Source organism: Cyanobacterium sp. T60_A2020_053, from assembly GCA_015272165.1.
Lineage (GTDB): Bacteria > Cyanobacteriota > Cyanobacteriia > Cyanobacteriales > Cyanobacteriaceae > Cyanobacterium.
This window is the reverse complement of the sequence record JACYMF010000008.1, coordinates 88,275-107,836: the sequence shown is the minus strand read 5'-3', so window position 1 is coordinate 107,836 and position 19,562 is coordinate 88,275. Positions and strand designations below refer to the sequence as shown.

Annotated in this window: 12 protein-coding genes and 1 riboswitch; of the genes, 11 read left to right on the top strand and 1 reads right to left on the bottom strand. The window is 39.7% G+C overall.

Translation table 11 applies throughout. From position 1 onward, the window contains the following. The first annotated feature begins 28 nt into the window (after positions 1 to 28). The 10 genes from rpoB to sufR all read left to right on the top strand — a co-directional run bounded on the left by rpoB (position 29) and on the right by sufR (position 16,222). Complete coding sequence (gene rpoB / locus IGQ45_01005; protein MBF2055804.1) at positions 29 to 3,295, top strand: DNA-directed RNA polymerase subunit beta; 3,267 nt, start codon at positions 29 to 31, stop codon at positions 3,293 to 3,295. A 162-nt stretch (positions 3,296 to 3,457) separates the two neighbouring features. Then, positions 3,458 to 7,312: a DNA-directed RNA polymerase subunit beta' gene (locus IGQ45_01000; GenBank protein MBF2055803.1), complete on the top strand. Its 3,855-nt coding sequence runs from the start codon at positions 3,458 to 3,460 to the stop codon at positions 7,310 to 7,312. Positions 7,313 to 7,386: 74 nt separating this feature from the next. Continuing rightward, positions 7,387 to 8,592 carry a methyltransferase domain-containing protein gene (locus tag IGQ45_00995; GenBank protein MBF2055802.1) on the top strand — a complete coding sequence of 402 codons (1,206 nt, stop codon included), beginning with the start codon at positions 7,387 to 7,389 and terminating at the stop codon, positions 8,590 to 8,592. Positions 8,593 to 8,649: 57 nt separating this feature from the next. After that, a complete protein-coding gene (corA, locus tag IGQ45_00990; GenBank protein MBF2055801.1) occupies positions 8,650 to 9,777 on the top strand; it encodes a magnesium/cobalt transporter CorA in 1,128 nt (375 codons plus the stop codon). Between the two features lie 287 nt (positions 9,778 to 10,064). After that, positions 10,065 to 10,161: riboswitch (TPP riboswitch) on the top strand. A gap of 6 nt (positions 10,162 to 10,167) precedes the next feature. Next, positions 10,168 to 11,553 carry a phosphomethylpyrimidine synthase gene (gene thiC, locus IGQ45_00985; protein MBF2055800.1) on the top strand — a complete coding sequence of 462 codons (1,386 nt, stop codon included), beginning with the start codon at positions 10,168 to 10,170 and terminating at the stop codon, positions 11,551 to 11,553. A gap of 154 nt (positions 11,554 to 11,707) precedes the next feature. Beyond that, on the top strand, positions 11,708 to 12,274 hold the full coding sequence (locus tag IGQ45_00980) for a pentapeptide repeat-containing protein (protein MBF2055799.1): 567 nt from the start codon (positions 11,708 to 11,710) through the stop codon (positions 12,272 to 12,274). 209 nt (positions 12,275 to 12,483) lie between these two features. After that, positions 12,484 to 12,687 carry a DUF751 family protein gene (locus IGQ45_00975; protein ID MBF2055798.1) on the top strand — a complete coding sequence of 68 codons (204 nt, stop codon included), beginning with the start codon at positions 12,484 to 12,486 and terminating at the stop codon, positions 12,685 to 12,687. A gap of 140 nt (positions 12,688 to 12,827) precedes the next feature. Then, complete coding sequence (gene rbfA, locus IGQ45_00970) at positions 12,828 to 13,226, top strand: 30S ribosome-binding factor RbfA (protein ID MBF2055797.1); 399 nt, start codon at positions 12,828 to 12,830, stop codon at positions 13,224 to 13,226. Positions 13,227 to 13,340: 114 nt separating this feature from the next. After that, positions 13,341 to 15,242, top strand: a complete 1,902-nt coding sequence (locus IGQ45_00965) for a S9 family peptidase (GenBank protein ID MBF2055796.1) — start codon at positions 13,341 to 13,343, stop codon at positions 15,240 to 15,242. Between the two features lie 332 nt (positions 15,243 to 15,574). Continuing rightward, positions 15,575 to 16,222 (top strand): iron-sulfur cluster biosynthesis transcriptional regulator SufR, encoded by a 648-nt coding sequence (gene sufR, locus IGQ45_00960; protein MBF2055795.1) that lies wholly within the window; start codon positions 15,575 to 15,577, stop codon positions 16,220 to 16,222. Positions 16,223 to 16,660: 438 nt separating this feature from the next. On the opposite strand, the gene IGQ45_00955 is transcribed toward sufR, so the two are convergent. Beyond that, complete coding sequence (locus tag IGQ45_00955; GenBank protein MBF2055794.1) at positions 16,661 to 17,845, bottom strand: aldo/keto reductase; 1,185 nt, start codon at positions 17,843 to 17,845, stop codon at positions 16,661 to 16,663. 134 nt (positions 17,846 to 17,979) lie between these two features. Here IGQ45_00955 and IGQ45_00950 point away from each other — a divergent pair, with 134 nt between their 5' ends. Then, positions 17,980 to 19,503 (top strand): SLBB domain-containing protein, encoded by a 1,524-nt coding sequence (locus IGQ45_00950; protein MBF2055793.1) that lies wholly within the window; start codon positions 17,980 to 17,982, stop codon positions 19,501 to 19,503. The last annotated feature ends 59 nt before the right edge of the window (positions 19,504 to 19,562 follow it).

Sequence of the window (19,562 nt, the reverse complement as noted above, 5' to 3'; positions counted from 1 at the left end):
ATCAGAAATAAACACCAAAAACCGACCTATGAGAACCCAAGAACTGTTACCCGATTTAATCGAAATTCAACGCTCTAGCTATAAATGGTTTTTAGAGCATGGCATTATTGAAGAACTCAACAGTTTTAGCCCTATCACCGATTATGCAGGAAAATTAGAACTACAGTTTATCGGCGAAAAATATCGTCTCAAAGAACCAAAATACGACATCGAAGAAGCTAAAAAAAGAGAAGCCAGTTACGAAGTCCAAATTTATGTACCCACCCGTTTAATGAACAAAGAAACGGGAGATATAAAAGAACAAGAAGTCTTCATCGGTCAACTTCCCCTCATGACTGACCGGGGTACATTTTTGATTAACGGTGCAGAAAGGGTAATTGTTAACCAGATCGTCCGTTCTCCGGGTGTTTATTTCAAATCAGAATTGGATAAAAACGGTAAAAGAACCTACTCCGCTTCCGTAATTCCCAACCGAGGCGCTTGGTTGAAATTTGAAACCGACAAAAACGGCGTAGTATGGGTAAGAATTGATAAAACCCGTAAAATTTCCGCCCATGTGTTATTAAAAGCCATGGGATTGACTGACAGAGAAATAATGGATCGTTTCCGCCATGCTGACTTCTATCAAAAAACCATCGAAAAAGAAGGTAATACCACCACCGATGAAGCCTTGATGGAACTTTATCGTAAATTGAGACCGGGTGAACCTCCCACAGTGAGCGGTGGTCAAGCCCTATTAGAAACCCGTTTCTTTGATCCTAAACGCTACGATTTAGGTAAAGTCGGGCGCTATAAAATGAACAAAAAACTACGTCTCACGGTAGCTGATAATCTCAGAGTTTTAACCGTTGACGATATTCTCTCCACTGTGGATTATTTGATTAACCTCGAATTTGACATCGGTAATGTGGACGATATTGATCACCTCGGTAATCGTCGGGTGAGAAGTGTAGGAGAATTATTACAAAATCAAATGCGTGTGGGCTTATCACGCTTAGAACGAATTATCAAAGAAAGAATGACAGTGGGCGATCCTAATACCCTCAGTCCCACAGCTTTAGTTAACCCTAAACCTTTGGCAGCAGCTATTAAAGAGTTTTTTGGTTCTTCTCAGCTTTCACAATTTATGGATCAAACCAATCCTTTAGCCGAGTTGACTCATAAACGTCGTATTTCAGCCCTCGGTCCGGGGGGGTTAAGTAGGGATCGTGCTGGTTTTGCTGTACGAGATATTCACCCTAGCCACTACGGGCGCATTTGTCCTGTGGAAACGCCCGAAGGTCCTAACGCTGGTTTGATCGGTTCTTTAGCAACCTATGCCAGAGTTAACGAATATGGATTTATTGCAACCCCTTATTACAAAGTCGAAAACGGCAAAGTGCGCTGGGATTTAGCGCCCGAATACCTCACCGCCGACGAAGAAGATGATAAAAGAGTAGCACCCGGAGATTTATCCACCGATGAAGACGGCAACATTTTAGGGGATATTGTACCCATTCGTTACCGTCAGGAATTTTCTACCACAGCGCCCGATCAAGTGGACTATGTGGCAGTTTCCCCCGTGCAAATCGTTTCCGTAGCTACATCTATGATTCCCTTCTTAGAACATGATGACGCTAACCGAGCGCTGATGGGGTCAAATATGCAACGCCAAGCAGTGCCTTTATTAAGTCCTGAGCGCCCGTTGGTGGGTACAGGATTAGAAGGTCAAGCGGCACGCGACTCCGGCATGGTAATTGTGGCGCGGGACTACGGCAAAATTACCTATGTGGACGCTAAAACCATTAAGCTCGTTACCAAAAAGGGTTTAGAAATCGTTTATGACTTGCAAAAATACGAAAGATCGAACCAAGATACTTGTTTAAACCAGCGCCCGTTAGTGGACGAAGGGGAGGAAGTAGTACCCGGTCAAGTATTGGCGGATGGTTCAGCCACCGAAGGGGGCGAATTGGCTTTAGGTCAAAATATCACCGTGGCTTATATGCCTTGGGAAGGCTATAACTACGAGGATGCCATCTTAATTAGTGAAAGATTGGTACAAGATGATATTTACACCACCATTCACGTTGAAAAACACGACATTGAATCCCGTCAAACTAAATTAGGACCAGAAGAAGTAACTAGAGAAATCCCCAACGTAGGAGAAGATGCCCTGCTTAACCTCGATGAAAATGGGATTATTCGGGTGGGCGCTTGGGTAGAAGCTGGTGATATTTTGGTGGGTAAAGTTACCCCTAAAGGTGAGTCAGATCAACCCCCAGAAGAAAAACTATTACGCGCTATTTTCGGTGAAAAAGCAAGAGATGTTCGTGATAACTCCCTCAGACTTCCTAACGGTGAAAGAGGTCGAGTGGTTAACGTGCGCGTCTTTACCAGAGAGCAAGGGGACGAATTACCACCGAACACCAACATGATCGTCAGGGTTTATATCGCTGAAAAAAGAAAAATTCAAGTGGGCGATAAAATGGCTGGTCGTCACGGCAATAAAGGAATTGTTTCTCGTATCCTCCCCCGTGAAGATATGCCCTATTTGCCCGATGGTAGCCCCGTGGACATTGTTCTTAACCCCCTTGGTGTACCTTCCCGTATGAACGTGGGTCAGGTTTTTGAGTGCCTGTTAGGATGGGCTGGAGAGCATTTAGGTTATCGGTTTAAAATGACTCCCTTTGATGAAATGTATGGGGAAGAAGCATCTCGTAATACCGTTAACGGTTTACTCCGCGATGCCGCTAAGAAGAAGGGTAAAGAATGGGTCTTCAATGAAGATCACCCGGGTAAAATTCAAGTGTATGACGGGCGATCGGGAGAACCCTTTGATAACCCTGTAACTATCGGAAAAGCCTATATGCTGAAACTGGTTCACTTGGTACAACATAAGATTCACGCGCGCTCCACCGGTCCTTATTCCCTTGTCACACAACAACCATTGGGTGGTAAAGCCCAACACGGTGGACAAAGATTTGGAGAAATGGAAGTATGGGCATTAGAAGCCTACGGCGCAGCCTACACCTTACAGGAATTATTAACGGTTAAATCCGATGATATGCAAGGGAGAAATGAGGCTCTTAATGCCATCGTCAAAGGAAAATCTATTCCTCACCCGGGTACACCAGAATCTTTCAAAGTGTTGTTAAGAGAACTACAATCCCTCGGTTTAGATGTCTCTGTCCATAAAGTAATGGAAGATAACGAAGACATTGAAATCGACTTAATGGACAGCGCCCACACCCGTGCGCCCAAACGCCCGACTTATGAAAACCTAGCTAGTTTAGGTCAAGACGACGACGAGTATTAAAAAGATTAGTGGGTAGTGGATAGTGGATGGTAAATTATGAATTATGAATTATGAATTATCATCCTCCTGTCTCCCCTTTCGCCCTCTTCTCCCCTTTCTCCCCTTTCTCCCCCTTCTCAAGAAAGGACTTTTTGATCAACCCATCAACAAAATTATCAAATTATGTCTCAACAGCAAGAAAAAACCCCTAACCCTGCTATTTTTTATAACAAAATTATCGACAAAGGAGCATTAAAAAAACTCATCTCGAAAACCTTTACGCAATACGGTTCGGCGAGGTGCGCTGCCGTGTGTGATAAACTCAAAACCATGGGCTTTCATTATGCCACTCAAGCCGCCGTTTCCATTAGTGTGGAAGATTTGAAAGTACCACCTATTAAAAAAGAAATGTTAGCAGAAGCGGAAACTACCATCCGCACTACCATGAATCGTTATGCTAACGGGGAAATTACCGAAGTAGAACGTTTCCAAAAAGTAATTGATACATGGAATGATACTTCAGAATCTCTTAAAGATGAAGTAGTCAGAAACTTTAAAGAATTTGATCCCCTCAACTCAGTTTATATGATGGCGTTTTCGGGCGCTAGGGGTAACATTAGCCAAGTTCGTCAGTTGGTGGGAATGCGTGGTTTGATGGCTGATCCTCAAGGAGAAATCATCGATTTACCCATTAAAACTAACTTCCGTGAAGGTTTAACCGTTACAGAATACATTATTTCTTCCTACGGCGCCCGTAAGGGTTTAGTAGATACGGCATTGAGAACTGCTGACTCTGGTTATTTAACCCGCCGTTTAGTAGATGTATCCCAAGATGTAATCATCAGAGAAACGGATTGCGGTACTCATAAAGGCATTTGGGTAGAACCCATGAAAGACGGTGATCGGGTTTTAATTCCTTTAGGTGATCGCCTGTTGGGAAGGGTATTAGCTGATGATGTAGTGCATCCTATCACAGGGGAAGTAATTGGCGAACGAAATCAAGCCATTGACGCAGATTTAGCAAAATTAATTGGTAAAACTGTGGAACGAGTTAAAGTGAGATCACCTTTAACCTGTGAAACAGCGCGCTCCGTGTGTCAAAAATGTTACGGTTGGTCATTGGCTCACGGCGAATGGGTCAACATGGGTGAAGCTATCGGTATTATTGCCGCCCAGTCCATCGGTGAACCGGGTACACAGTTAACCATGCGTACTTTCCACACAGGAGGAGTGTTTACAGGGGAAGTTGCTCAAAGGATTACTACTCCTGTGGCTGGAAAAATTAAATTTGATAAAAAATTAAAAGTCAGAGAAAATCGTACTCGTCACGGAGACCAAAAACTATTAGTAGAGGTAAACGGTGATGTTTTAGTGGGTAAAGAAAAAGTTGCCGTACCAATTAACAGTTTACTCGCTGTTAGAGAAGGAGATCAAGTACAAGTTGGAGACTTACTCGCCGAAGTAATGCCCCAAAAAACTAGATCAACGGAAAGAGTGACCAAAGACGTTGCCTCCGATTTAGCTGGGGAAGTAATATTCCAAGATGTTGATCCTCTCTCCACCACCGACAAACAGGGCAACACCACCATTACCGCTTCTCGTAACGGTTTGATTTGGGTATTGTCAGGACAAGTTTATAATTTGCCTCCCAACGCTGAACCAGTGGTTAAAAATGGTGACACTATTAAACAAGGTGAAGTTTTAGCGGAAACCAAGCTCAAAACTAAAAGCGGTGGTGTGTGCCGTTTTGAAGAAGGTAGTCGAGAAATTGAAATTATTACCGCTTCTGTATCTTTAGATCAAGCTGATATTTTCCTAGAACATCACGGCAATCAGCAACAGTACGTTATCCATACCCCCAGAGATGAACGTTTCGCCTTGAAAGTGTCTCCGGGTACGAAGGTACAACATAATCAAATTGTGGCGGAGTTAATTGACGATAGTTTTACCACCGAAACTGGTGGGATTATGCGTTATGCCGGTTTGGAAACTGGGCGCGGTAATAAAAAGCAAGGTTATGAAGTTACCACAGAAGGAATTTTGATCTGGATTCCCGAAGAAAGTCACGAGATTAATAAGGATATTTCTTTATTATTAGTGGAAGATGGTCAATATGTGGAAGGTGGTACAGAAGTAGTTAAGGATATGTTCTGTCAATCCAGTGGAGTAGTGGAAGTTGTCCAGAAAAATGATATTTTGCGAGAAATTATCATCAAACCGGGTCAATTATACTTGGATTTAGACCCCGAAGCCATGGCAACCTTGGAGGATGGGACAATTTTATCTCCGGGTACGGAAATTATGCCGGGAGTTGTGACTCAACATGAATGTATCACTGAGTTTGTGGATACTAATGAAGGTGTCGGTTTATTATTACGCCCCATGAAACAATATGAGGTAGTGAACACCATTGAGTCTCCTTCCCAAGAGTCTTTGAATAGTGCTGGGGGTAAAATTAATTTACGTCCTGTGTTGCGTACTTTCTTTAAGGATGGGGAAAGGGTGAAAAGTGTTGAGGGAGTACAATTAGTTACTACTCAGCTTGTGCTGGAAACCAGTGACGGCATGAGTGCTGATATTGAGTTAATTCCAGACGAAAAAGATGAGGATTGTTACCGATTACAAATTGTGGTACTAGAGTCGGTGATGTTGCGCCGTGAATTAGATGCGGAATCTCACATCACTACCAATATCACAGTAACGGATGGTCAGGAAATCGTGCCGGGCGCTGTGGTAGCCACTACTCAAATTCTTTGTCAAGAGAATGGTATTATTCGAGGTATCAGAGAAGACGGGGAAGCCATTCGCCGGGTTTTAGTGGTGCGTGAAAATGACTTGGTGGAAATTGAAACTAAGGAAAAATTACTCAAGAAAGAGGGTGATTTTATTACCGAAGGTGAGTTAATCGCTGAGGGTTTACCAGCGCCCGAATCCGCTTACATCATGAAACAGGGTAAAGGTAAATTAACTTTACGCCAAGCGCGCCCCTACCGAGTATCTACGGGGGCAATTTTACACATTCAACAGGGTGACTTAGTGCAAAGGGGTGATAATCTTGTACTATTGGTTTTTGAACGGGCAAAAACTGGGGATATTGTACAGGGTTTACCGAGAATTGAGGAACTGTTGGAAGCTCGTAAACCAAAAGAACCGTCCGTTTTGGCACGTCGCCCCGGAGTTTGTCAGGTGGAATATAAGGATGATGAGGCTATCGATGTCAAAGTGATTGAGGATGATGGCACTATTTCTGAATATTCTTTAAGTCCTACTCAAAACATCATTGTCGGGGATGATCAACGGGTTGATACAGGTGATGCTCTTTCTGATGGTTTGGTCAGTCCTCACGAGTTGTTGGAAGTCTTTTATGATTACTATAAAGAGACGGAGGGCGCTTATGAAGCGGCGCTGAAAGCTGTCCAAAAAGCACAACGTTTCCTTGTGGATCAAATTCAAGGGGTTTATCAGTCTCAAGGCATTGATATTTCTGATAAACATATTGAGGTAATTGTCCGTCAAATGACTTCTAAGGTTCACATTGATGATGGTGGTGATAGTATTCGTTTACCGGGTGAATTGGTAGAGTTACGAGATATTGCTAAGGATAATGAGACTCTTTCTATCACGGGAGGGGCGCCCATCGAATACACTCCTAAGTTAATGGGTATTACCAAAGCGAGTTTGAATACTGATAGTTTCATCTCGGCGGCTAGTTTCCAAGAAACTACAAGGGTACTAACTGAGGCGGCCATTGAGGGTAAAACTGACTGGTTACGAGGTTTGAAAGAAAACGTCATTATCGGTCGTTTAATTCCTGCTGGTACTGGTTTCAATGCTTATGAGGCTAACCTAGATTGGGAAGATACGGAGGTGGGCGCTGGTAATTCTGATTTTATCGGTGATGTTAGTGATTATCTTGAGCCTACTTATCTTTATGATGAGTCTGAACCTGCTGTTATTGATGATAACATTGCCCGCGCTTTGTCTTCGGAACGGGCGCTGATGGGTGATGATTTAATTGATGATGATTATGAAGGTTAGTCTTTGATACCCTCACCCCCAACCCCTCTCCCATGGGAGAGGGGAGAATAATCAAACACCAAGTTAAATTAATCATGTCTGAAGTTAGAAAAGCAGTTCAAAAACTCTATAATACTTATCCTTTTCCCCCTGATCCTCTTTTGAGTGAACCACCGCCGGGTTATAATTGGCGTTGGCATTATCAGTCAGCTTATAATTTTTGCAAAGGCAAAAAACCCCAGCGCCCTTCACCGCGCATTCTTGATGCTGGTTGTGGTACAGGCTCTAGTACAGAATACCTAGTTTTACATAATCCTCACGCTGACATTTTAGCGGTGGATATTAGTGAAAATGCCCTCGCTACGGCACAGAGAAGGTTAGAAAAATCAGGGGTTTTAAAAGATTTTCAAGGCAAAATCGAGTTTAAACAGTTTCAGGTAGAAGATGCCAGAGAGTTGGAGGGAGAATTTGATTTAATTAACTCCGTGGGAGTATTACATCATTTACCTAATCCAGTAATTGGTATTCAGGCTTTAGCGGATAAGTTAGCGCCCGATGGTTTATTCCATATTTTCGTTTACGCTGAGTTAGGTAGATGGGAAATTCTCTTGATGCAAGAAGCCATTGCTTTACTTCAAGGGGAAAAACGAGGGGATTATCAAGACGGTGTTAAAGTTGGTAGGGATTTGTTTGCTGGTTTACCCGATTATAGTCGTCTCTTACAACGGGAAAAAGAGCGATGGGCGCTGGAAAATCAACGGGATGAATGTTTTGCGGATATGTATGTGCATCCTAATGAGTTTGACTACAACATCAATTCTTTATTTGATTTTATCGCTACTTCTGGTTTAGATTTTGTGGGTTTTTCTAATCCTGATTTTTGGCAGTTAGAAAAATTAATCCCTAGGGAAGATTTACGGCGGAGGGCGCAATCTTTAACCCCTCAACAGCGTTATCGTTTAATTGAATTACTTGATCCTTCCAGCGTGACTCATTATGAGTTTTTCCTTGCTAAACCGCCTTTTATCAAAGAAACTTGGCAAGATGATGAGAAATTATTAAAAGCAATACCAGAGTTGAATCCCTGCATGATGGGTTGGGAAAGTCGCAGTTTATTGGATTATCAATATCACCCGATTACTTTGTCTGATGGTGAATTTAATTTTATGAAATCCAGCGCCCTCAACCCCAATCAAAGTTTATCGGTGGGGGATATTCTCTCACAATCAGACGATTTTAACTTGGATGGAGTGCGCTTACTCATTCAACGTCAATTAATTATGGTTTCTTCAAATATCTGATGAATAGATGCTTTTACTAATCCTAATTGGGCTATTTTCAAACAATAATCAACTACTATGACTCATTTTCGTCCTTCCAATTTGGTTACCCATTTTAATTACTTTAATAATTCTCATAATACTATACCCGGCAGTCTTAATTTTCAACCTGATGCCATCGCCCCTATAATTACACTGATTGACTATGACGAAAACCAAGCCACTCGTAAAAAACTGGAAAACCCTTTAGATTGTACTCTTTCTCTTAATACTGAATCTGTCTCATGGATTAATCTTGACGGCTTAGGGAATGAAACAACTTGGAAACAATTAAGTCAAGTGTTTAACCTTCATCCTATTGCCCTTGAAGATATTGTTAACGTTCCTCAGCGTCCAAAAATGGTAGAATATGAAGACTATTTAATCTTTATTTCTCCTATGGTGACGGTGGATAAACATTCAAATTTTTTTGTTACTGAGCAAATTAGCTTCGTTTTGGGAAAACATTATCTATTAACCATACAAGAAGAGCCTGATTACGATTGTTTTCACGAAGTAAGAGAAAGAATTCGTCATAAAAAAGGATTAATTCGGGAAAAAAGAGTAGATTATTTATTCTATATTTTAATTGATGCGATTATCGATGGTTTTTTTCCTGTGATGGAGATATATGGGGAATCTATACATTTATTGCAAAAAGAAGTAGTAACTACTCCTACCCATCAATCATTAACGAAAATTCATCAATTACAACAGGATTTACTTTTAATACGTCGTTCGGTTTGGCCATTACGAGATGCGATGAATTCCCTACTGAGAGAGAAAAATGAGTTAATTTCTGATGAAATCAGGGTATTTTTGCGGGATTGTTATGATCATCTTATTCAAATTCTTGACATAGTAGAAAACTATCGAGATTTAGCATCTAGCTTAATGGATATTTACCTTTCTTCAGTAAGTAACCGCATGAATGGGATTATGAAAACCTTAACCGTTGTTTCCAGTGTTTTTATCCCTTTAACCTTTATTGCTGGAATTTATGGCATGAATTTTAATCCCGATAAATCTCCATATAATATGCCAGAATTAAACTGGTATTGGGGTTATGTTTTTGCCTGGGTACTAATGTTAATTGTAGCCATTGGAATGATGATCTTTTTTTGGAAAAAGGGTTGGTTTCGTAACTTTGATAATCTAAAAAAATAGAAAAAATCGGCTCTTCTACAGTAGTTTTAATAAATTAAAAAGAATATCTAATTAGGGTCTGCTGAATAGATCAAAACTTTTGTTTAGTAGGGGTTTTAAGTATAATAAAACCTAGAAAAAGTGTCAAAAATATGGTTTTTTCGCTGAAAATGCTGTATTTCCGACAACCTGAAACCTTTAAACCTTTGCCCTTTGCCCTTTTAACTTTGCCCTTCACCTCACGATAGCACTTTTTCAGCAAACCCTAATTCAATGGAGATCGGCGCAAGAATTGGTGATATAATAAACGGCATAGCTAGGGGTGTCTATGGACTATAGGCTGAGAAAAACCCTTAGAACCTGAGACTGGGTAATACCAGCGTAGGGAAGCTGTTTATCGAGGAAGAAAAAATGAGAACTGAATGGATCGCAAAAAGACGGGGACAAGCTAATGTGTCTCAAATGCACTACGCCCGTCAAGGTGTCATCACCGAAGAAATGCAGTACGTTGCCAAACGGGAAAATTTACCCGTAGAATTGATTAAAGATGAAGTGGCAAGGGGAAGAATGATTATCCCAGCCAATATCAATCATCCTAATCTCGAACCCATGGCCATTGGTATTGCTTCTAAATGTAAAGTTAACGCTAATATCGGAGCTTCTCCCAACAGTTCCAACATTGATGAAGAAGTAGCAAAACTTCACCTCGCCGTTAAATATGGTGCTGATACCCTGATGGATTTATCCACAGGGGGTGGTAATTTAGATGAAATTCGTACCGCTATTATTAACGCTTCACCTATTCCCATTGGTACAGTGCCTATTTATCAAGCACTAGAGAGCGTTCATGGTAACATCGAAAGTCTTACCGCCAATGACTTTTTGCACATCATCGAAAAACACGCTCAACAAGGGGTGGATTATATGACAATCCATGCTGGTATTTTAATTGAACATTTACCCCTTGTGCGTAATCGTATTACTGGCATTGTTTCCCGTGGCGGTGGTATTATTGCCCGTTGGATGTTACATCACCACAAACAAAACCCCCTTTACACTCATTTTGACGAGATTATCGAAATCTTTAAAAAACATGATGTATCTTTCAGTTTGGGAGATTCTTTGCGCCCCGGTTGTACCCATGACGCATCCGATGAAGCTCAATTAGCTGAGTTAAAAACCCTCGGACAGTTAACTCGCCGTGCTTGGGAACATGATTTACAAGTAATGGTGGAAGGTCCGGGTCATGTACCGATGGATCAAATTGAGTTCAATGTTAAAAAACAAATGGAAGAATGCTCCGAAGCGCCCTTCTACGTTCTCGGTCCGTTAGTTACTGATATTGCGCCCGGTTACGACCATATTACCAGTGCCATTGGTGCTGCCATGGCTGGTTGGTATGGCACTGCCATGTTATGTTATGTAACACCCAAAGAACATTTAGGCTTACCTGACGCTGAAGACGTGCGCAATGGTTTAATTGCTTATAAAATCGCTGCTCATGCTGCTGATATTGCCCGTCATCGCCCCGGCGCCCGAGATCGAGATGATCAATTATCGGAAGCTCGTTATAATTTTGACTGGAATCGTCAATTTGAGTTATCTTTAGACCCAGAAAGGGCAAAAGAATATCACGATGAAACTTTACCGGCGGATATTTATAAAACGGCTGAATTCTGTTCTATGTGTGGTCCTAAATTCTGTCCCATGCAGACTAAAGTAGATGCAGAAGCGTTAACGGAATTAGAAAAATTCCTCGCTCAAGAAGCTGAATCGAAGCAACTTATTGCCAAATAAATAGCTAGTAAGTTCTCTGGCAAAATTGATTGTATATAGGCAAGGTAACAAGGAAAGGCAAGGGGATGTGCGCCCCTTGTTGCTCCCCTTGCCTTCTCATCATAGCTTTGAGAAATGGTGTCGAGGAGATAGGGAAAATTATTAATTTGTGACGATGAAACATCAATTAGAATGGCAAGTTTTAACTTCTGATATTCAACGCTGGAATCAATTACGCCATCATAATTCTGGTAGCAAAATTCTTGATTTAAGAGGTATTGATTTAAGTAATCATAATTTAGATCAAGTTGATTTAAGTTACTGTGATCTTAGTCATAGTAATTTGATTGGTTGTAGTTTGAGGGGCGCTGATTTACGAGGTACTAATCTAAGTTATTGTAATTTAATTGGAGTTAATTTACGGTTAGCTAATTTGCGTGATAGTTTGATCATTAATGCTCAGTTAAATAGAGCTAATCTTAGTGAAGCAAACTTAATTAATGCTACTCTTAATGAGTCTGATTTAAGTTATGCTAATCTTTATGAAGCTGAGTTAATTGGAGCTTATTTATATAAGGTTAATCTTAGTTTTGCACAGTTGGTTAATACTCATTTAGTTAAGGCTTATCTAGTTTTAGCTAATGTTCATAATACTATTTTTAATAACGCTGACGGGCGCTGGTGCAATTTTGATCAAGTTGATTTTACCCAAGCTAAGTTACTTGATCTTAAAAAAAATTAACCACTCTGTTACCAAATTTACTCTTGATAAAAACTATTACTTTACCATATTTTATGATTAAATAAGTTGATAGATAAAAGTTTTATTTATTGTATATTAATAAGTTAATTAATTTAGTCGATAATTAATAAAAATTAAAACTCAAATTTGACAAAATAGAAAATAAATTGTTATAGTTTAAGACAGAAAAAGTTTGGTTTAGGTAAGCTATGGGTGAATTTTTTGAAAATGTATTGCGTTATCCTCGCTACATGGTGAGTTTAATTTTGGGAATATTTATTTTTTTGTGGGAACAAATTAAACCTTTATTTAATAATCCTTTCACTGGAATAGCTATTTTTGGGATTTTGATTGGCGGTTTTTCTTTCCTATATTTTACTCTAGAAGCTATGTTAGGTTTGAATACCATGTGATTAAAAGTAGATATAGAAAATAAGTAAAAAAATAGCTATTTTTGAGATAAAACATTCATAAATTGATTTTCTAAATTAAATTACTAAAATTAATTATATAAAAAAAGAAGTATAAAAAATATTATTAAGAGCAATATAAAATGGCTAATAGTCGTCGTATTGAAAAAGTATCTTCTCTGATTAAAAGAGAAGTTAGTCAGATGTTAATTAGTGGCATCAAAGATGATCGAGTCGGTGCGGGAATGGTTAGTATTACCTATGTACAGGTATCTGGAGATTTACAACACGCCAAAATTTTTGTAAGTATTTATGGCACTCCAGAAGCAAAAGAAGAAACCATGGCAGGTTTAAAAGCCTGTACTGCTTTTGTCAGACGTAGCTTAGGGCAAAAAATTAATTTACGTCATACTCCTGCGTTAAGTTTCTTTGAAGATGTTTCTCTCGAAAAAGGCGATCAGTTAATCCAACTAATTAATAGTATCACTCCTCTGGATGTTGATGATGATGAGGAAATGGATGATGAGGTGATGGATAATTGATAATTGAGGATTTAAGTATTAAAACTTCATAATTCATAATTTCCTCCCACTGACAAGCGCCCTCCACCGATATATGTCAAGATGATTGTTAAGAAATAATAAAATAATCTATCTATGACTAATCAGTGTGTTAAAAGTTACGGGCAATGGCAATCCCCCATTACTTCAGAATTGATTGTTTCGGGTAGTAAAGGTTTAAGTGAGGTCAAATTTGACCAAAATGACATTTATTGGCTGGAAAATCGCCCTTCAGAGGGGGGTAGGGCGGTGATTGTTCATTGTGACAGCGCCCTCCAAACTGAAGATGTCACCCCAGCGCCCTTCAACGTGCGCAGTCGAGTGCATGAATACGGTGGGGGCGCTTATTTGGTTAAAAATGGTACAGTTTATTTTTGCAATAATCAAGATCAGAGGGTATATGTACAGAAAATGGGGGAAACACCGCAACCTCTTACCCCTGAAGGAAAACTGAGATATGCTGATTTTTGCCTTGATAGTAGCCGTAACCGTTTGATTTGTGTAGCCGAAGATCATAATAACGCCGATCACGAACCAGAAAACAAATTAGTTACCATTGATTTACATAGCGGAGAAGTGCAAGATTTGGTGACGGGCGCTGATTTTTATGCTTCTCCCCGTCTTTCTCCTGATCAAACTCAACTGGCATGGTTATCATGGCATCATCCTTATATGCCTTGGGAAAGCACCTATTTAACTCTCGCCACCTTAGATGATAACGGTAAAATTATCAATACCAAACTTATTGCAGGAAGCGAAACCGAGTCCATTTGTCAGCCCGAATTTAGCCCTAACGGCTTATTATACTTTATCAGTGATCGCCGTAATTGGTGGAATATTTATCGCCGTTTAGAAGATGGTACAATTGATCCAATTTATCCCCTCGATGCGGAATTCGGCTATCCTCATTGGGTATTTGGAGAATCAGTCTATGGTTTTGCTGATGAAGATAATCTTATTTGCACCTATACCCAAGATGGCACTTGGCATTTAGCGCGCCTCAACACCAAATCAAAAGATTTGACAGAGTTAAACACCCCTTTCACTAATATTGCCTATCTACAGACTAAAGGAGATCAAATTCTTTTTACCGGTGGCGCACCAAGCCAACCCACTGCCGTAGTTTGGGGAGATGTAGCTATGGAAGAAATTAAAATATTACAACAAGCTAGTAACTTAAACTTAGACGAAGGTTATCTCAGTCAGCCCGAACAAATTGAATTTCCCACCAGCAACGGTAAAACCGCCTATGCTTGGTATTATTCTCCTCAAAATAAAGATTTCCTAGCGCCCGCCGAAGAATTACCACCCCTGTTGGTAAAAAGTCACGGTGGCCCCACTGCCATGACTACAGCTAGTTATAACCTGCGCATCCAATACTGGACAAGTCGAGGTTTTGCCTTTGTGGACGTGAATTATGGTGGTAGTACAGGATATGGTCGAGAATATCGAGAGCGATTAAATAAAAATTGGGGTATTGTTGATGTAGAAGATTGCCTAAATGTTGCCAAATATTTAGCAGAAATTGGTAAAGTTGACGAGGAAAAAATGGCAATTTCTGGAGGAAGTGCTGGGGGTTATACAACCCTTGCGGCGCTAACATTCCATGATACTTTTAAAGCCGGAGCGAGTTATTATGGAGTTAGTGATTTGATTATCCTTGCTACCGATACCCATAAATTTGAATCCCGTTACCTTGATAATTTGATTGGCAAATATCCTGAAGAAAAAGAAATTTATCAACAGCGCTCACCCTTAAACCATGTGAATAAGTTATCATGCCCCGTGGCATTTTTTCAAGGTTTAGAAGATAAAATCGTCCCTCCTAATCAAGCAGAGATGATGGTTAAAGCCTTAAAAACCAAAGGCATTGAGACTCTTTATATCACATTCCCCGATGAGCAACATGGCTTCCGTAAAGCTCAAAATATTCGGAGGGCGCTGGACGAAGAATTTAATTTTTATGGCAAAATTTTTGGTTTTTCCTTGTCAAATTAAAAAAAACTTCGCTATAATCAAACTACCTAACACTTAAACCACACCTAATGGTCGAGACTAAACCCCTTAGTCTTGACCAGCTTTTTTTTGTGGGTAATTTTTGCATTAAGTCAAAATGACAAAGGTAAAATTAAAGATAGCTTTGACCTATTCAGTAAATCTTAATCGTCAATTGTCCATTATCCATTGTCAATTATCCATTTGCCTTCACGACTTGAATTTTTTGTATAACCTTGATGTGGTCTTGCTATCAAGTTTGAAAATCTGTTATAATTCAGCTTTAGCAACATTATTGTTGTTTTAGTAAAAAAATGCTTCTTGAGAGGGAGAACATGAAAACTTCCCTACATCAGTCTAGTAAGGAAACTATTTTACAGTTTTTGTTAAAAGAAAATGAGGCAACAGTGTCAGACATTGCCAGCGCCCTCCAAATTAGTGTCCAAGCCACGAGAAAACATCTTAAAGACTTAGAACAACAAGAATTAATTACCCATCAAATTATCCCCATAAAATCGGGGAGACCTCAATATCTCTACCGTCTTAGCGAGAAAGGAAAAGAACAATTCCCCCAAAATTATGGAGACTTTGCCGTATCATTTTTAGATACCCTAACAGAAACAGTAGGAGAGCAACAAGTAGCACAAGTTTTAGCGAAACAATGGCAAAAAAAAGCCTCTTTATATAGAGAATATTTAACGAGTGAAAACTTATGGGAAAGAGTTCATAAATTAGCGGAAATGAGAAAAAAAGAAGGCTATATGGCTGAGTTATATTGTTTAAATAATAACGACCAAAATTCACCCCAATTCTTCCTCAGTGAAAATAATTGCGCTATTTCTGATGTGGCTGAATCCTACCCTCAAGTGTGCAGTCATGAATTAGAAATGTTTGCCTCTCTCTTTCCTGATTGTAAGGTAGAGCGCACCAACTGGATTAATAGCGGTGAGCATCGTTGTGGTTATTTAATCCAACCAATTTAAGCTCTAATATCAAGTTCGGGAATCTGTTATAAAAGATTATATCTTCGCAATTTACCCACCTTGTAATCAATTACTCTGTTGGTGAAATAAATACTAACATAAAACTTGACAAAAAGTCGGTTTTATGCCACAACCCGCTTCGCAATAAATTGACGAAGCTAACAGCTAAAATCTACTGAAGCGATTTATCAACATACCTTTAGTCGCTTTAGCCGACTTGAGCTATGAGCCATGAAATTTATTTCTTGGCGGTTTATGATCCAACACAAATCTATCCACAAATTGTTAATTTTGTCAAATTTTCTGTAACAAAATGTTTCGCCAACAAGATCATAAATTTCTTGGCGGTTTATGATTTAATACCATTGATTTTAAGCATTTTAACTATTCCCTTTTCCCTCTTCCCTATCAATACCTAAAATACTTATTCAGCAAACCCTAACTACTCTGAGACAAACGTTTTACTTCTTGCCCTCCTAATAATACTTCAGTTTCTGCTAAAAATTGGGGAATTTCCTGTTGATAAGGGCTATTAACTAAACAAGATTTAAGATCAACTTCTGGCAGTTTATCAGCTTTTTGCCCTGGAAACCAATGCCCACCGTTACCAAGCAAGTTATAACGCATTTTCCCATATTCCACCATATCGTAAGCTAGGGCAAGATTTCTCAACCATAAAATCAGGGGAATATTGATATTACCCGGAGTGTCTTTGTGGTGAGGTAAACCCAAGCGCCAAGTTTTTAGCCATTTTTCTCCTAAAACTTGTTTTGCTTCTGCTTCTAAACGTTCAATAATAGGGGGTAATAGTTGATCCGCTTGGTCTAATAGTGATAAAGTTTTAATATGCTCATCAAAGTCTGATGGTTGCCCAGCGCCCACACTCAAGGTATGTATTTCTGGGTGAGATAAACAAAAAAGGTTATTGAAGACGACAGGGCTTAAAGGTTGACATAATTTGACTAATTTGGGAGAAGGTTGATAGAGTAATCCTCCTTTATTGGCAGGGCTAATGATGAAAACCCCCATATCATGACGATTTGCTTCTGTAACGGCGCGCCAATTTTCTTGATTAATCCAATACCAATGTAAGTTAACGTAGTCAAATTGATTGGTTTTTATTGTTTCGATGATTAAATCTGTGTCACCGTGGGTAGAAAAGCCGATATGTTTTACTTTGCCTTGTTGTTGCCATTTTTTGGCTAATTCTAAACATCCTTCCGGTTTCACAGTATCATGTAGTAATTCAGGAGTATTAATGCCGTGAATACCTAACAAATCCACATATTCTAATCCTAAATATCGTAAAGATTTCTCAAAATTTTCCCCAAAATCTTTGCTATGGCTGGAGGGCGCTATTTTAGTTTGTACTATTAATTTTTCTCGGGGTAAAGTGGGTAAAATTCGCCCTAACTGCATTTCAGAAGTACCATAAAATCGAGCAGTTTCGATGTGGTTAATGCCCAACTCTAAACTGCGTTTGATAATTGCTTCAAGATTGGCTTGGTTATCAACAGGAATGTCTTTTTGTGGTAAATCTTGCCATTTGTATTGATAGCGCATTCCACCACAGGAAAACACGGGCATTGCTAATTCTGTCCTACCGAAACGGCGATACTGCATAAAACTTGTTACTTAATTGATTTCCTTCGTAAATCTTATCAATTTTTTTGAAATTAAGACTAATGCAGATTGTTCAATTTCCGTAATTATATGTAACAATGACAAAATATTAAAATTGCAGATAATAAAGAATAATGTTACAAAGTGATCTCAAGTGCTTTATATCCCTTGGTTTATGTGGCTTTTACACTTCCCTAGCGCCCTCCACCTTAGCCCAAACCATGCCCATCAGGGAAAGCCTCAAACCCATTAATCGTTTGGAAACAGGAAATTTTGCTCGTAACAGCGCTCCTCCTCGCCAACAGCCCTATACATTAGGAGGGGGAGATTTAATTAGTATCGATGTATTTAATGTGCCAGAATATAGTAAAGAGTATCAAGTATTAATTGATAGTACAGTCAATTTACCATTACTTAATAATATTGATGTAGGAGACTTAACCCTAGCGGAAGCCTCACAATTGATTACCCGTGAATATGTGTCAAGAGGATTACTGCGTAACCCCATCATCGCCGTTAATTTAGTTACCCCCAGACCAATTAATGTTAGTGTAGTGGGAGAAGTGAGAACGCCGGGTGCTTATACTGTACCCTTTAGACAAATAGGTAATACAGGCAATATCAGGGGATCAATTAAATTTCCTACCATCATTGATGCTTTGGATATTGCCAGTGGTATTAATGCTTCTGCTGATACCCGTAATATCCAAGTCATTAGAAACTATAAAGGGGAACAACAAACAATTAATGTTAACCTCTGGAATTTTATTGATCAAGGAGACGCCAACGAAAATATCATCTTAAGAGATGGTGATCGGATTTTGATACCCAGCGCCCCCAGCCTCAACCCCAATGAAGTCTATCGTATCGCCACTGCCAATTTTTCCGCTAACCTCAGCATTCCCATTTCCGTTAATATTGTCGGGGAAGTCAATCGACCCGGACCTTATACTTTAAGTGGTAGTGACGTGCGCTCCTCTGATTTGAGCGATCGCCTTGAATTTCAAACTGATCGTATCACCAGTCAAGAGAGTTTAGCGGGTATTCCCACCGTATCAAGGGCAATCAAAAGTTCAGGGGGTTTGACGGCGCGCGCCGACATCCGAAATATTGAAGTGCGCCGGCAACTGCCCAACGGACAAAGACAAACAGTACAAGTGAACCTATGGGAATTACTAGAATCAGGGGACTTTCAACAAGATGCTATCTTACAAAATGGTGATCAAATTTTTATCCCCACCTCCACCGCCATCAATGAAACAGAAGTAAGACAATTAGCTACCGCCAGTTTCTCTCCTAATAATATTAATATTAACGTAGTGGGAGAAGTAGAGAATCCGGGTATCAAACAACTACAACCCAACATTACCCTACAACAAGCTATCTTAGCAGCCGGTAGTTTCGACCAAAAAAGAGCCAAAGATACCGTAGCGCAACTAATTCGCTTAAATCCAGACGGCACGGTGACGAGAAGAAGTATTCCCGTGGACTTTAGCGCCCCCATTAATGAAGAAACGAATCCGCAACTATTAAATAATGACATCGTCTTTATTGAAAGGTCAGCATTGGCAGCCCGTTCCGATCGCATGACTTCCTTTTTTGATCCCATCCGACAAGTGTTAAGTATTTTAGGACTAATCAAAGTAGCAGTAGATTAAGCTATATTTAACAAAGCAAAATTTTTCCTGCCTCACTCCTACTCCCCAGAACAATTTAT